This window comes from Bradyrhizobium sp. BRP19 (genome assembly GCF_020194195.1).
Lineage (GTDB): Bacteria > Pseudomonadota > Alphaproteobacteria > Rhizobiales > Xanthobacteraceae > Bradyrhizobium > Bradyrhizobium yuanmingense.
This window is the reverse complement of the sequence record NZ_JADYVZ010000010.1, coordinates 23,688-37,299: the sequence shown is the minus strand read 5'-3', so window position 1 is coordinate 37,299 and position 13,612 is coordinate 23,688. Positions and strand designations below refer to the sequence as shown.

Here is a 13,612-nt window from a genome sequence, read left to right as displayed (position 1 = left end):
AAATCTCTCCCGAAGGAGAAAGATTTATACGCACCACGACCCGATTGGGAAATATGTTTTCGACATATCAGGGCCGAGAGAAGTTCTGTCCTCGGACCGGAATAAACGGCCTCAGAAGATCAGGTTCTTGGCCAGCGAGGCGACGCGGCTGAAACCGTCATAGATGCCGGGCTCGAAGAAGGCTGCACGGGCCAGCACGATGCCCGCGACCAGCGACCAGAACAGGGTGGTGCCGGCCCGCAGCAGGAGCTTCGAGGCGCGCGACTTCGGCTGTGTGTCCGTTGCGGACACCAGTTGCTCGCCGAAGGGCTCAAATCCAGTGCGTTCCATGGCTGCCGATCCACCAATTTCTGGCGGAAATGTCGTCGTTTCGGCTGCAAACAGCAATGGAAGCGATTGGCGTTTTTGCGCTCGGAAGGGGAAACTCCTTCCTCCTGACAGGACCGCGGCAATAGTTTTCTTCTTTCCGCCTATTTGGACACCGCCGCTCCGGTCACAACGCCTTCACCGCGTCGGGATTCCCCGAGGGCTCGGGAGCACGGCGGCAGCGCCATCTTCCAGTCGGTTGATGGCGCCGCACCGACGATGGCCCATCTCGCTACGCCGCCAGTCCGCTCTCTACTGGCGCAAACTCCAGCCCCAGACTCTCCGCCACCGCCTTGTTCGTCACCCGGCCGCGATGCACGTTGAGCCCGTTGCGCAGATGCGGATTCTCCAAGATGGCCGCAAATCCCTTGTTGGCGAGCATCAGGCCGAACGGCAGCGTGGCGTTGTTCAGGGCTTGGCTCGAGGTCACCGGCACGGCTCCCGGCATGTTGGCGACGCAATAGTGAACGACGCCGTCGACCTCGTAGGTCGGCTCCGCGTGCGTGGTCGGGTGCGAGGTCTCAAAGCAACCGCCCTGGTCGATCGCGACGTCGACCAGCACGGCTCCCGGCCGCATCGATTTCAGCATCGCACGGGTGACGAGCTTCGGCGCGCTGGCGCCGGGCACCAGCACTGCACCGATCACGACGTCGGCGGCGAACACCTCGTCCTCGACCGCCTCGATGGTGGAGAAACGGGTGCGTACGCGTCCAACAAACAGATCGTCTAGTTCGCGCAGGCGCGGGATCGAGCGGTCGATCACGGTGGCTTCGGCACCTAAGCCGGCGGCCATGCGTGCCGCCTGCGTTCCGACCACGCCGCCGCCGAGCACGACGACGCGTGCCGGCTGCACGCCGGGCACGCCGCCGAGCAGCAGGCCGCGGCCGCCGCTGGAACGCTTGAGCGCGGCGCCGGCGGCCTCGATGGCGAGGCGGCCGGCGACTTCGCTCATCGGGGCGAGCAGCGGGAGGTGACCGCTCGCGTCCGTGACGGTTTCATAGGCGATTGCGGTGCAGCCGGAAGCAAGCAGGCCCTTGGCCTGGTCGGGATCCGGCGCAAGATGAAGGTAAGTAAAAAGGATCTGGCCTTCGCGAAGCTGAGCCCATTCGCTCTTCTGCGGCTCCTTCACCTTCACGATCATGTCGGACTTTGCAAAGATCTCGCGAGCGGTCTCGGCAATGGACGCCCCTGCCCGCCGGTACACCTCGTCGGACGCACCAATGCCGCTGCCGGCGCCGCTCTCGACCGTCACCTGGTGCCCGGCGGCAACGTATTCGCGGACCGCACCTGGGGTGAGCCCGACCCGATATTCCTGCACCTTGATCTCCTTCGGGACTCCGACGCGCATCTTGATCTCCCTCGCCAATGCTTTGATTCCATTGTTGATCGTAGCGAGAGGGTCGGTTTGGTTTCGTGCAAATATCCGCTACCTTGGCAGCGCCCGCGCCGGTTTCCGGCGCGAAATGGTCCTTTGACGCTGGAAACGAAACCTTGGCCCTCGACCGGAAAGATCTCGCCATCCTCGCGGAACTCACGACCAATGCGCGAGCCAGCCACACCGAGCTTGCCAACAAGATCGGCTTGTCGAGCACGGCGCTGGCGCGGCGGCAGAAGGCGCTGGAGGATGACGGCTACATCCAGGCCTACCAGGCCGCGCTCGACCTGGCCCAGTTCGGCCTCACCACCACGGTGCTGGTCCGCATCGCGCTGGAGAGCCAGAGCGACGAGGCACTGAAGGCGTTCGAGGCAGAGGTGACGAAATGCCCCTCTGTCGTGCGCTGCTTCCTGATGTCGGGGACGGACGACTACATCCTGATCGTGCTCGCCCGCGACATCCAGGATTTCGAGCGCATCCATCGCACCGAGCTGTCCCGCCTGCCCCGCGTCGCGCGGGTGCAATCGAGCTTCGCGCTGCGCGAGATCGTCAACCGCGCGGTGCCGACCGTGGTGTTCGGCGAGACGAAGCGCTGATCTCGTAAATCCAATCGGGAGAACCGATTGGGAACCAAGCAACTCGTCATCCGTTGGGCGCTATCGGCCAGCGGCGGCAACGCAGTCTCGCGTCATTTGCACAATTTGCCCGGCTCGGCCTTTCCGCAGGGAAATACACCATGGCCGACCTTACGATCCCCGAACGCATTCCGATCAACCTCGTCGTCAATGGCGAAAGCCGCGCGCTCGAGGTCATGCCATGGACCACGCTTCTGGATGCGCTACGTGACCGTCTGCAACTGACCGGCACCAAAAAAGGCTGCGATCACGGCCAATGCGGTGCCTGTACCGTGCTGATCGACGGAAGACGGGTCAATTCCTGCCTGACCCTGGCCGTCATGAAGGATGGCGCCGAGATCACGACCATCGAAGGCTTGGCCAGGGACGGCGCGCTGCATCCTCTGCAACAGGCCTTCATCGACCACGATGCCTTTCAGTGCGGTTATTGCACGCCGGGGCAGATTTGCTCTGCCGCGGGCCTGTTGGCCGAAGGCCGTGCGCGCGATGCGGATGAGATCCGGGAGCTGATGAGCGGAAACCTCTGTCGCTGCGGTGCCTACCTCAACATCGTGGCTGCGATCGAGCAGGCAATGAGCCGGTCATGAACAACTTCCAATATTCCCGCGCAACCGATGTTGCCGACGCCATCCGCCTGCTCGCCGCCGATCCCGGTGCGAAGTTGATCGCCGGCGGCACCAACCTGATCGATCTGATGAAGGAGAACGTCGAACGGCCCTCCCGGCTGATCGACATCTCCCGCCTGCCGCTCCGCGACGTCGAGGAGACGGCGGACGGCGGTCTGCGCATCGGCGCCTTGGTGCCGAATTCGGACCTCGCCTACCACCCGTTGATCGAGCAGCGCTATCCCCTCCTTGCCAGCGCCATCCTGGCCGGCGCCTCCGCGCAACTGCGCAACATGGCCTCGGTCGGCGGCAATCTGATGCAACGTACGCGCTGCCCCTACTTCTATGACACCACGACACCCTGCAACAAGCGAAGCCCCGGCACGGGCTGCTCGGCCCTCGATGGCCTCAACCGCAACCATGCCATCCTCGGCACCAGCAACTCCTGCATCGCGACCAATCCATCCGACATGAGCGTGGCGCTGGCCGCGCTCGGCGCGCTCGTGCATATCGCACGCCCCTCGGGGCAGCGCACCATCGCGCTGACGGATTTCCATCGGCTTCCCGAGGACAAGCCTCATCTCGATACCAATCTCGGCAGCTGCGAGATCATTATCGCCATCGAGCTGCCGCCGCACGGCTTTGCCCGGAACTACAGCTATCTGAAGATCCGCGACCGGCTGTCCTACGCCTTTGCTCTGGTCTCGGTCGCGGCCGCGGTCGACCTGGAGGGCAACGCGATCAGCGAAGCGCGCCTTGCGCTCGGTGGCGTGGCCCACAAGCCCTGGCGAAGCCTCGAGGCCGAAGCCGCATTGCGCGGTCAGGCGGCAACACCGGATCATTTCGGGCGCGCCGCCGACCTGCTGCTGCAGGGAGCGACGGCACGCTCCCACAACGGGTTCAAGATCGACCTGGCGCGCCGAGCCGTCGTGCGTGCGCTGATGCAGGCCGCAAGCGCCACGCCGCAATCACAAGCTCACAAGAAGATCGCATGAGGACCCGATGAACGCCTATGTCGGAACACCAACGTCGCGCGTCGACGGCCGCGCCAAGGTCACCGGGGCCGCCAAATATGCCGGCGAATTCGCAGCAGACGGTCTCCTTCACGGCTTCGTGGTCGAGGCCAGCATCGCGCGCGGGCGCATCGCTCGTCTCGACACCAGCGAGGCGCTGAAGGTGAAGGGCGTGGTCGACGTGCTCACGCATGAACATCGGCCGCCCCTCGCCGACAAGGACGAAGCCTGGAAGGATGAGGTGGCGCCGGAGAAGGGCTCGCCGTTCCGGCCGCTCTATGATGAGAGGGTCAAGTTCAACGGCCAGCCGATCGCACTGGTCGTCGCGGAGGACTGGGAGATCGCCAAGTTCGCCGCAACCCGCGTTCGCGTCGAATATGAGCAGGAGGCGTTTTCGACCGATCTTGAATCCGAACGCGGCAAGGCCGAGAAAGTGGATCAACCGCACAAGCCGCGTGGTGATGCCGCAGCAGCCCTGACGCGCGCGGCCGTGCGCCACGAGGCGGATTACGTCATTCCGACCGAGCACCACAACCCCATGGAGCTCTTCGCGACGACAGCCGTCTGGAACGGCAGTGGCGGGCTCACGGTCTACGACAAGACGCAGGGCGTCCAGAACGTCCAGAAGTTTCTCTGCAGTGTTTTCGGCAAGGAACCGGACGACATCCGCGTGATCTCGCCCTATGTCGGCGGCGCCTTCGGCTCGGGCCTGCGGCCGCAGCACCAGGTGGTGCTGGCAACCCTTGCCGCGCTCGCACTGAAGCGGTCCGTCCGGGTCGTGCTGACGAGGCAACAGATGTATGGCCTGGGCTATCGTCCCATGACCATCGAGCGCGTTGCGCTCGGTGCAAAGCCGGACGGCACCCTCGATGCGATCACCCACGAAGCCATCGCCGTGACCTCACGCTATGAGGATTTTTCGCGCAACGATACGGGCTGGGCCGAGCAGCTTTACAAGAGTCCCAACAGCAACTTTTCCCATAAGCTGGTCGACCTCGACGTTTCGACGCCCTCCGACATGCGCGCGCCGGGTGCGGCAACGGGCGTGTGCGCACTCGAATGCGCCATGGACGAATTGGCCGTCGCGCTGAAGCTCGATCCGGTCGAGCTGCGCCTGAGGTGCTACTCGGATCGCGACCAGAGCCAAGGCCTGCCTTACACCAGCAAGCAGTTGCGCGAGTGCTACGCCCGCGGCGCCGAAGCGTTCGGCTGGAGCCGGCGTAATCCGGCGCCGCGTTCCATGCGAGACGGCAAGGAACTCGTCGGCTGGGGCATGGCGACTGGGGTGTGGGAAGCGCTGCAGATGCCGGTCGCCGTCCGCATCGTGCTGACGGCCAACGGCCATGCCGAGGTCTCCTGCGCCGCGTCCGATATCGGCACCGGCACCTACACCATCGTGGCGCAGGTCGCGGCCGATGCTCTCGGGCTGCCGATCGAGAATATCAGCGTCCGGCTCGCCGATTCGACCTTGCCGCAAGCCCCCGTCGAGGGCGGCTCCTGGATGGCGGCATCAAGCGCGCATGCGGTCTTGGGAGCGGCCGAAGAAATTCGCTGGGAACTCGCACGTCTTGCCAAGGCCATGCCGGGCACACCGCTCGCTGACCTCGACGCCGCCGACGTCACCCTGACTGACGGCATGATCGCCAGCAGCGACGGTCGCGGGGCCGCTGTCTCGATTGCGGATGTCATGCGCCACAGCAAGCTCGAGCGGATCGAAAAGGAGAAGCTCAACCAATTCGCGGAGGATAATTCGCATGCCCGCAACACACATTCGGCGGTCTTCGCGGAGGTGAAGATCGACGAGGAGCTGGGAATTATCCGCGTCACCCGGATCGTGAATGCGGTCGCGGCCGGGCGCATCCTGAACACCAAGACCGGCCGCAGCCAGATCATGGGCGGGGTGGTCTGGGGTATTGGAATGGCGCTGCACGAGGAAACGGTGATGGATCACCGCTTCGGCCGCATCATGAACGCGAACATTGCCGAATACCACATTCCCGTGAACGCCGACGTCCACGACATTGACGTCATTTTCGTCGACGAGCCCGACGACCGCATCAACCGGTTGGGAATCAAGGGGCTCGGCGAGATCGGCATCGTCGGCGTCCCGGCCGCAATTGCGAACGCCGTCTATCATGCCACCGGCAAGCGCATCCGGCGCTTCCCGATCACACTGGACAAGCTGCTGGAGTGAAGCGTCAGGCTAACCTTGCCGCAGCACTCGGGCATGTCATCCAGATGTCATCGAATGTGCAGAGAGCTGTATCTTCCTGCACATTCGGGACCTGCCATGGACTATTTCAAGCGCTTCAACTTCCTGTTCGCCGCCCCAGTGTTCGATGCCGACGATCTCGAAGGCGTCCGCTTCAACCAGATCATCGAGGAGATCCAGCGCTCCGGCTTCGAGGTGGTCCGGGCCCGCAAGCTGGAGGATGCCGAGATGGCGGTGCAGACCGATGCCGCGATCGGCTGCATGGTGGTGGACTGGGGCAAGAAGGGCCTGGAAGGCAAGACCTCGGCGCTGATCAATCTGATGCGCCGCCGAGGCCTCGACTTCCCGATCATCCTGCTGATCCGTCGCAAGCGGTTCGAGGATTTGCCGGTCGAGGTGCTCGATTTCATCGACGGCTATGTCTTCCTTTCCGAGGAGACGCCAACCTTCATCGCCAAGAACCTGATCAGCCGGCTGAAGCAATATGCTGAGACGCTGAAGACGCCGTTCTTCGGCGCGCTGGTCGACTATGCCGAGGAAGGCAACCAGCTCTGGACCTGCCCGGGCCACAATGGCGGCGTGTTCTACAACCGCAGCCCGATCGGGCGCGTGTTCGTCGAGCATCTCGGCGAATCCGTGTTCCGCGACGACCTTGACAATTCCGTGCTCGACCTCGGCGACCTCCTCACCCATGAGGGCCCGGCGCTGAGGGCGCAGAAGGAAGCGGCGGCGATCTTCGGTGCGGAAAAGACCTATTTCGTGCTCAATGGCACCTCGACCTCGAACAAGGTCGCGCTGGGCGCCCTCGTCACCGACGGCGATCTCGTGCTGTTCGACCGCAACAACCACAAGGCCGCCCATCACGGCGCGCTGATGATCAATGGCGGCATCCCGGTCTATGTGCCGACCGTTCGCAACGCCTGGGGACTGATCGGCCCGATGCGCTGGGACCGGCTCGAAGAGAAGAGCTTGCGCGAGGCGATCCGCAACCATCCCCTGGTGAACGATCGCGACGCTTGGCGCAAGGAGCGGCCGTTCCGTGTCGCCGTGGTCGAGCAGTGCACATATGACGGCTCGATCCACAGCGCCGAGATGATCATCAAGCGTATCGGCCATCTCTGCGACTACATCCTGTTCGACGAGGCTTGGGCCGGCTTCATGAAATTCCACCCCCTTTATGCCGGCCGCTTCGCCATGGGGCTGGTAAATCTCTCGCCCGACGCCCCCGGCATCATCGCGACGCAGTCGACCCACAAGCAGCTGGCAAGCTTCTCGCAGGCCTCGCAGATCCACATCAAGGACCGCCATATCCGCGGCCAGAAGCGTCGCGTCGAGCACCGCCGCTTCAACGAGAGCTTCATGCAGCACGCCTCGACCTCGCCGTTCTACCCGCTGTTCGCCTCGCTCGACGTCGGCGCACAGATGATGAAGGGCCGCTCCGGCGAAGTGCTGTGGGACGACACGATCCGGCTCGGCATCGAGCTGCGCAAGAAGATCCGCGCGATGCGCCAGGAGTTCGAGGAGAAGGAGCAGAACCCGGATCGCCGCTGGTTCTTCGAGCCCTTCGTTCCCGATCGCGTCGCCATTGCCGATGTCAGCCGTCCCGGCGCGGCGCATAACGTCGCCTGGGAGACCCTCTCGACCGACGAGCTCGCCACCAACCCCGCGCTGTGGCAGCTCTCCCCGGATACCAACTGGCACGGCTTTCCCGATCTCGCGGAAGGCTTTGCCATGACCGATCCGAACAAGCTGACGCTGCTCACGCCCGGGTTCGATCGTGCGACGGGAGCTTATGCCGAGCACGGCATTCCCGCGCCGGTCGTCGCGCAATATCTGCGCGAGAACCGCATCGTCCCCGAGAAGAACGACCTCAACTCCCTGCTCTTCCTGCTCACGCCCGGCGTCGAGGCGAGCAAGGCGGGCACGCTGATCTCCGGCCTCGTCGCGTTCAAGCGACTGCACGACGACAATGCGCTACTCGCCGACGTCATCCCCGAATTCTATCAGAGGCGGCAGGCGCGCTACGCCGGTGCACGGCTGCGTGACCTCTGCGGCGAGATGCACCGTTTCTTCCGCACCGCCGATGTCAGCGCGCTCCAGGCGCGGCAGTTCATGCCCGAGCATATGCCCGAGATCGCGATGTCGCCCCGCGATGCCGCGCGCTATCTGTTCAAGAACGACGTCGACTACCTCCCGATCGAGGCGATCGCCGGCCGCATCGCCACGACGCCCTTCGTGGTCTACCCGCCCGGCATCGCCACGATCGTGCCCGGCGAGCGGCTGACGGAACGAGCCAAGCCCATGATCGATTATCTCAAGATGTTCGAGACCTGCTTCAACACATTTCCGGGCTTCGACGTCGAGATCCAGGGCGTCTACAAGGAGGTCGATGCGAATGGGCGCATCGGGCTCTACACTTATGTCGTGACCGAGTAGGTGCCGATGAACGAAGCAGCTGCGCGCGTGGGCGATGAACCCGTCCTGGTTCGGCCATCACGTGAGAGCGACATCGAGGCGATGCTGGCGATCTACCGCCATCACGTCCGCAACGGCGTGCCGCGCGATGTCGAAGGTACCGGTGCGCCAGAGCCGGACGATCTGCGCGACCGGCGCAAGAACCTGAAGCAGACCCGCCTGCCGCATCTGGTGGCGACCTGGCGCGGCGAGGTCGTCGGCTATGCCTATGCCGTGCTGTTCCGCAAAAGGCCGGCCTATCGATACACCGCCAAGCACTCGATCTACGTCCATCACGCCCATCTCGGCCGCGGGGTCGGACGGCTGTTGCTGCAGGAATTGATCGACGCCTGCGCTGCGGCCGGCTTCCGCCAGATGATCGGCTATATCGATGCAGATAACGCGCCCTCGCTGGCGCTGCACGAGCGGTTCGGTTTCGCACGCGCCGGCCTGCTCAGCGGCGTTGCCTACCGCCACGGCCGCTGGTCCGACACCGTCATGGTGCAACGCTCGCTCGGCGCGGGGACGACGACGCCCCCGCCCGTCACGGCACCCGGGCGCTAGTCGCTACGACGGGAAGTCGGCGGGTCTGACATGGATGCGGTCGGCATGCAGTGACCAGTGATGCAACGCCTGGTCCTTGCAGAACCTCGCTTTCGCCCGTTCCCTGGCCTCGTCCTCGTCGGCGGCGTCGATCTCGAGCGTGCCTTGGCAGACCTCGCATTGCCGGCCGTATTCGCCGAGCACGTCCTTCATGAACCTGACGACATAAGTTGACATGGGACCTCCCTGCCTGCCCGCCGGCACTCTAGTCCCATTTAGGCCGGACGGGGAAAGGAGATTTTGACGCGGATCAAGGCTTGTCCAGTCCCGGCGGAAGATTCGTTGCGGAACCTGCCGCGCGGGTTTATGGGCAAATGCCGGTCGCCAATGAGGAACTTGCCTTGCACTTTGTCTCTGATACCGAAGTCACGAAGGCTCTGACCTTTCCGATCCTGATTGCGGCCCTCGAAGAAGGGCATCGCCGGCCGAAGATGGAGGTGCTGGACGCCTTCCTTGGAGACGAGAGGGGGCAATACGTCATCCGCAGCGCCGTCGATTCCGGCCGATACATGGCCAGCAAGATGTTCACCAGCTTTCCGGCCAATCTGGCCGAAGGCAGGATGCCGGCGGTGCAGGCCGTGTGCGTGCTGTTCGACGGCACCAACGGCCGGCCGCTGGCGGCGATGGACGGGACCGAGATCACGCATTGGCGCACCGCAGCCGACTCCGCGTTGGCCACGAAACTGCTCGCCCCGCCCAATCCCGAGACGCTGCTCTGCGTCGGGGCCGGCGAGATGTCCGAATGGCTGATCCGGGGTCATCGCACCGTGCGGCCGTCACTGGAGCGCGTGCTGATCTGGAATCGCAGCCCGGACCGGGGCGTGGATCTCGCTCAGCGCTTGGCGAAGGCCGGCATCAAGGCGGAAGCAATCACGGATCTCGACGCCGCGACGCGCGAGGCCGATGTCATTACCACCTGCACCCGCGCGCATCAGCCGCTGATCAAGGGCCGCAATCTGCGGCCGGGCACGCATCTGGACCTCGTCGGCGGCTACACACCGCAAACCCGGGAGGCTGATGACGAGGCGGCCAAGCGCTCCCGCGTCTTCGTGGACCGGCGGGAATCCGCCTTCCACGGCGTCGGCGACATCCTGCAGCCGATCGCGAGCGGCGCGATCAGCGAGACGGACGTCCTCGGCGACCTCTACGACCTCGTCGGCGGCCTTGTGCAGGGGCGAACGTCACCGTCCGACATCACGTTCTTCAAGAACGCGAGCGGCGGCCATCTCGACCTCATGACCTGCGAGGCCGTGTTCCAGCAGCTCGGCGCAAAGCTGGGGTAGTGGCCCAGGCTGGCGAGACACGGCCGACGTCAGCCCTCACGCCTTGATGTCGAGGAGCGTGTCTTGCGTCTCGGCGTAGGCCTGAATGACCTTCGCATTGGCAACGAAGCTGTATTTTGCGGTCACCAGCTGAGCGAATTCGCTAGCAAGATCGACATTCGGCGCTGCGATCAGGCCGTCCTGGTTTGCGAAGGGAGCGCTCGGGTCGGATTGCGCGGTATAGCTCGGCGATACCGTCGATACGGTCGCAACCGTACCGCCCGGCGTCGAACCGCTCGACTGGGAGACCTGATCGACCCGCAAGGGCACGTAGGCTGCAGGAAACGTTGGAGCAATGCCCGCACCGGCCGATGCGCTCGACCCGCCTGACGCGGGTAGTGGGCCGGTCGTGCTGATGTTGGCGATATTGCTCGCCGCCACGTTCACGCGCAAACTCGCCGCAGAAAGTCCGGATGTCGCAATCGAAAGTATGCTCATGCTCCCTGATCTACAGGAGAGGTCATACGCGTTCATTCACGCCATCAGTAAAATCCACCGCGCTCCGTTTTCATCCTGATAACCAAGGATCGGCGCGCGACTGGGCTTCGCGCGCCCTACCCCGGCGTCACGCCAAAAGCCTGCTTGAAGCGCTCGGCATAGCGCGGCCAGGCTTCGGGATTGATGATGCGCGGCGGGCGCTTGCCGTCGAGCACATCCAGCACCTGCTCGGCGGCGATCCGGCCCATGTTCTGGCGCGCCTCGATGGTGACGCCTGCCGTGTGCGGGCTCGCCAGCACGTTGTCGAACTGGAGCAGCGGATGCTCCGGCGGCGGCGGCTCCTTGGACCAGACGTCGAGGCCGGCACCGGCGATGCGCTTGTCGCGCAGCGCCTGCAGCAGCGCGTCCTCGTCGTGAATGAAGCCGCGTGCGGTGGTGATGAAATAGGCATGCGGCTGCATCAGCGCGAATTCGCGTGTGCTGATCAAGTTGCGGCTGCCCTTGTTGAGCGGGCATGACATCGAGACGAAATCGGCGCGCCGCAACAGCTCGTCGAGCTCGACCTTCTCCCCGCCCCGCTCGGCCATCACCTCAGCCGACAAATACGGATCGTAGGCAAGCACTGTCATGCCGAGCAGGCCCTTGCACAAGGCGGCGATGCGCCGGCCGACATTACCGAGGCCGATGATGCCGACGGTCTTGCCCTCGACCTCGTTGCCGACGAGATCGTTGCGGTTCACGTCGCGCTCGCGGCGCAGCCGGCGATCCGACTGGATGATGCGCTTGGACAGCGTCAGCATCATCGCCAGCGCGTGCTCGGCGACCGAATGGGCGTTGCCGCCGGACTGGTTGACGACTACGACGCCTGCCTCCGTGCAGGCCTCGACGTCGACGGGATCGAAGCCGGCACCGTTGCTGGAGACCAGCAGCAAATTCGGCGTCCGCTTCAGGAAGGCGCCATCGACATGGAAATGCGGGGCGAGCTCATCGCGGGCGGCGCCGACCTGGTAGACGTGGGCAGCGCCGAGGAGCGGGCCATAAACATCCTCGGGGCTTCCATTTTCGATGCGATCGAGCCGGACGTCGGGCCGGGCCTTCAGGATATCGATATAGATCGGATTGGCCAAATAATTGGAGTAGACGACGCGCTTGTTGTTGACGGACATCAGGACCCTTCCGGCTCGTTCGCGGGAGATCCGCAAGGTCAGCGCGATGCGCGCCCTCCTATGCCCCTCCCGTGTTCTGGTTGTCGCCGCTTATGCCATGGCGGTGCCGGCCACGGCAGGCCTGCTGGCGCAGATCACGGTGACGGGGCGGACATGTTGACAATCCCGCTGCCCGCGTCAAGTTCGGCAGACCGCCGCGACGGCAAGAACCAAGAAGCATGCGCGGCCCTAGGGAGAGCGCGATGGCGATTGCGGAACAGCAGCCGCAGGGGAGCAGCGACGGAAGCTGGCACGGCATCGTCCTGCAAACCTTGAAGCGGAACGAGATCAACCTGATCCCTTACGTGCCGGACCGCGTGCTGACGCCGCTGATCAAGAACCTGCACGCCGATCCCTTCTTCACCACTTTCGCGACCGCCCGTGAGGAAGAGGCCGTCGGCATCGTCGCCGGCGCCTGGATGGGCGGTCGGCGCGGCGCGGTGCTGATGCAGACCTCCGGCTTTGCGACGCTCGCAAACGTGCTGGCCTCGCTCGCAGTGCCCTACCAGATTCCGCTGATCATGCTCGTCTCTGAGCGCGGCACGCTCGGCGAATTCAACTACGGCCAGTCCCTGGTCTGCCGCACCATGCGACCGGTGCTCGATTCGCTGGCGCTGGAGCATCACACCATCACCCGGCTCGACGAGCTCGAATTCATCACCGACCGCTCGATCAAGCAGGCCGTCACCACGCAGGCGCCGGTGGCGTTGATCCTCAACCCGCTGCTGACGGGCGGCAAGGTCTTCGACAAGTGAGGCCGGCGATGAACACTGGCAACACCAAGGTGATGAACCGCTTCGACGTCACCTCGCGGCTGATCGCGAAGCTGAAGCACGAGGAAGCCGTGATCGGCGGCATCGGCAACACCAATTTCGATCTGTGGGCCGCCGGCCACCGCCCGCAGAACTTCTACATGCTGGGCAGCATGGGACTCGCCTTTCCGATCGCGCTCGGCGTGGCGCTGGCGCAGCCCGACCGCCGCGTCCTCGCGCTCGAAGGCGACGGCTCGCTCCTGATGCAGCTCGGTGCGCTCTCGACGATTGCAGCCTTGAAGCCGAAGAACCTCACGATGATCGTGATGGACAACGGCATCTACCAAATCACCGGGGCGCAGCCGACGCCGGCAGCGAACGTTGCCGACATCGTCGCCATTGCCATTGGCTCTGGTCTTGCGAGCAGCGCCTGGGCCGCGGACGAGGAAGATTTCGAGCGGTTGGTCGACGGCGCCATGGCCGCTTCCGAGCCGAGCCTGATCGCGGTCAGGATCGACGACAAGCCCGGCGTGGGCACCACCCGGCGCGACCCCGTGCAGATCCGGGAACGCTTCATGCATGGCCTCGGCGTGCGCGATCCGCTTTAACATTTTTGTCATTAACTACACGGC

At 64.5% G+C, this 13,612-nt stretch carries 14 protein-coding genes; 9 read left to right on the top strand and 5 right to left on the bottom strand.

Going from position 1 to position 13,612, the window contains the following annotated elements:
• Positions 1-111: 111 nt before the first annotated feature.
• Both I6F36_RS25995 and ald read right to left on the bottom strand, forming a co-directional pair.
• Complete coding sequence (locus I6F36_RS25995) at positions 112-330, bottom strand: hypothetical protein (protein ID WP_027546306.1); 219 nt, start codon at positions 328-330, stop codon at positions 112-114.
• A 268-nt stretch (positions 331-598) separates the two neighbouring features.
• Complete coding sequence (gene ald / locus I6F36_RS25990; protein WP_225128852.1) at positions 599-1,714, bottom strand: alanine dehydrogenase; 1,116 nt, start codon at positions 1,712-1,714, stop codon at positions 599-601.
• Between the two features lie 143 nt (positions 1,715-1,857).
• Between ald and I6F36_RS25985 the strand changes: the two genes are divergently transcribed.
• The 6 genes from I6F36_RS25985 to I6F36_RS25960 all read left to right on the top strand — a co-directional run bounded on the left by I6F36_RS25985 (position 1,858) and on the right by I6F36_RS25960 (position 9,224).
• Positions 1,858-2,337, top strand: coding sequence for an Lrp/AsnC family transcriptional regulator (locus tag I6F36_RS25985; protein ID WP_025035213.1), 480 nt, complete (start codon positions 1,858-1,860; stop codon positions 2,335-2,337).
• Between the two features lie 140 nt (positions 2,338-2,477).
• Positions 2,478-2,963: a (2Fe-2S)-binding protein gene (locus I6F36_RS25980; protein ID WP_225128850.1), complete on the top strand. Its 486-nt coding sequence runs from the start codon at positions 2,478-2,480 to the stop codon at positions 2,961-2,963.
• Complete coding sequence (locus tag I6F36_RS25975) at positions 2,960-3,976, top strand: xanthine dehydrogenase family protein subunit M (RefSeq protein ID WP_225128849.1); 1,017 nt, start codon at positions 2,960-2,962, stop codon at positions 3,974-3,976. The genes I6F36_RS25980 and I6F36_RS25975 overlap by 4 nt, the downstream gene beginning before the upstream one ends.
• Before the next feature lie 7 nt (positions 3,977-3,983).
• Positions 3,984-6,188, top strand: coding sequence for a xanthine dehydrogenase family protein molybdopterin-binding subunit (locus tag I6F36_RS25970; RefSeq protein ID WP_225128847.1), 2,205 nt, complete (start codon positions 3,984-3,986; stop codon positions 6,186-6,188).
• A 96-nt stretch (positions 6,189-6,284) separates the two neighbouring features.
• Positions 6,285-8,642, top strand: a complete 2,358-nt coding sequence (locus tag I6F36_RS25965; RefSeq protein ID WP_036023350.1) for an Orn/Lys/Arg decarboxylase N-terminal domain-containing protein — start codon at positions 6,285-6,287, stop codon at positions 8,640-8,642.
• Positions 8,643-8,648: 6 nt separating this feature from the next.
• On the top strand, positions 8,649-9,224 hold the full coding sequence (locus I6F36_RS25960; RefSeq protein ID WP_225128845.1) for a GNAT family N-acetyltransferase: 576 nt from the start codon (positions 8,649-8,651) through the stop codon (positions 9,222-9,224).
• A 3-nt stretch (positions 9,225-9,227) separates the two neighbouring features.
• On the opposite strand, the gene I6F36_RS25955 is transcribed toward I6F36_RS25960, so the two are convergent.
• Positions 9,228-9,440 (bottom strand): hypothetical protein, encoded by a 213-nt coding sequence (locus tag I6F36_RS25955; RefSeq protein ID WP_036005605.1) that lies wholly within the window; start codon positions 9,438-9,440, stop codon positions 9,228-9,230.
• Positions 9,441-9,604: 164 nt separating this feature from the next.
• On the opposite strand from I6F36_RS25955, the gene I6F36_RS25950 reads away from it, so the two are divergent.
• A complete protein-coding gene (locus tag I6F36_RS25950; protein WP_225172443.1) occupies positions 9,605-10,546 on the top strand; it encodes an ornithine cyclodeaminase family protein in 942 nt (313 codons plus the stop codon).
• A 36-nt stretch (positions 10,547-10,582) separates the two neighbouring features.
• Here the strand turns inward: I6F36_RS25950 and I6F36_RS25945 are convergent, their stop codons facing one another.
• Positions 10,583-11,023: a flagellar basal body rod protein FlgC gene (locus I6F36_RS25945; protein WP_225172529.1), complete on the bottom strand. Its 441-nt coding sequence runs from the start codon at positions 11,021-11,023 to the stop codon at positions 10,583-10,585.
• 116 nt (positions 11,024-11,139) lie between these two features.
• The gene (locus I6F36_RS25940; protein ID WP_225172442.1) at positions 11,140-12,189 is read right to left on the bottom strand and encodes a hydroxyacid dehydrogenase; all 1,050 of its coding nucleotides are present in this window, start codon (positions 12,187-12,189) and stop codon (positions 11,140-11,142) included.
• A 242-nt stretch (positions 12,190-12,431) separates the two neighbouring features.
• Between I6F36_RS25940 and I6F36_RS25935 the strand changes: the two genes are divergently transcribed.
• Both I6F36_RS25935 and I6F36_RS25930 read left to right on the top strand, forming a co-directional pair.
• Positions 12,432-12,983, top strand: a complete 552-nt coding sequence (locus tag I6F36_RS25935) for a thiamine pyrophosphate-binding protein (RefSeq protein ID WP_057030106.1) — start codon at positions 12,432-12,434, stop codon at positions 12,981-12,983.
• A gap of 8 nt (positions 12,984-12,991) precedes the next feature.
• Positions 12,992-13,588: a thiamine pyrophosphate-dependent enzyme gene (locus tag I6F36_RS25930; protein ID WP_225172441.1), complete on the top strand. Its 597-nt coding sequence runs from the start codon at positions 12,992-12,994 to the stop codon at positions 13,586-13,588.
• Positions 13,589-13,612 lie beyond the last annotated feature (24 nt).

What these genes read in the sequence shown, in the direction of transcription:
- I6F36_RS25975 (WP_225128849.1), top strand. Translation starts at nt 2,960, where the DNA reads ATGAACAACTTCCAATATTCCCGCGCAACCGATGTTGCCGACGCCATC.
- I6F36_RS25955 (WP_036005605.1), bottom strand. Translation starts at nt 9,440, where the DNA reads ATGTCAACTTATGTCGTCAGGTTCATGAAGGACGTGCTCGGCGAATAC.
- I6F36_RS25995 (WP_027546306.1), bottom strand. Translation starts at nt 330, where the DNA reads ATGGAACGCACTGGATTTGAGCCCTTCGGCGAGCAACTGGTGTCCGCA.
- I6F36_RS25945 (WP_225172529.1), bottom strand. Translation starts at nt 11,023, where the DNA reads ATGAGCATACTTTCGATTGCGACATCCGGACTTTCTGCGGCGAGTTTG.
- ald (WP_225128852.1), bottom strand. Translation starts at nt 1,714, where the DNA reads ATGCGCGTCGGAGTCCCGAAGGAGATCAAGGTGCAGGAATATCGGGTC.
- I6F36_RS25980 (WP_225128850.1), top strand. Translation starts at nt 2,478, where the DNA reads ATGGCCGACCTTACGATCCCCGAACGCATTCCGATCAACCTCGTCGTC.
- I6F36_RS25935 (WP_057030106.1), top strand. Translation starts at nt 12,432, where the DNA reads ATGGCGATTGCGGAACAGCAGCCGCAGGGGAGCAGCGACGGAAGCTGG.
- I6F36_RS25970 (WP_225128847.1), top strand. Translation starts at nt 3,984, where the DNA reads ATGAACGCCTATGTCGGAACACCAACGTCGCGCGTCGACGGCCGCGCC.
- I6F36_RS25965 (WP_036023350.1), top strand. Translation starts at nt 6,285, where the DNA reads ATGGACTATTTCAAGCGCTTCAACTTCCTGTTCGCCGCCCCAGTGTTC.
- I6F36_RS25960 (WP_225128845.1), top strand. Translation starts at nt 8,649, where the DNA reads ATGAACGAAGCAGCTGCGCGCGTGGGCGATGAACCCGTCCTGGTTCGG.
- I6F36_RS25940 (WP_225172442.1), bottom strand. Translation starts at nt 12,189, where the DNA reads ATGTCCGTCAACAACAAGCGCGTCGTCTACTCCAATTATTTGGCCAAT.
- I6F36_RS25930 (WP_225172441.1), top strand. Translation starts at nt 12,992, where the DNA reads ATGAACACTGGCAACACCAAGGTGATGAACCGCTTCGACGTCACCTCG.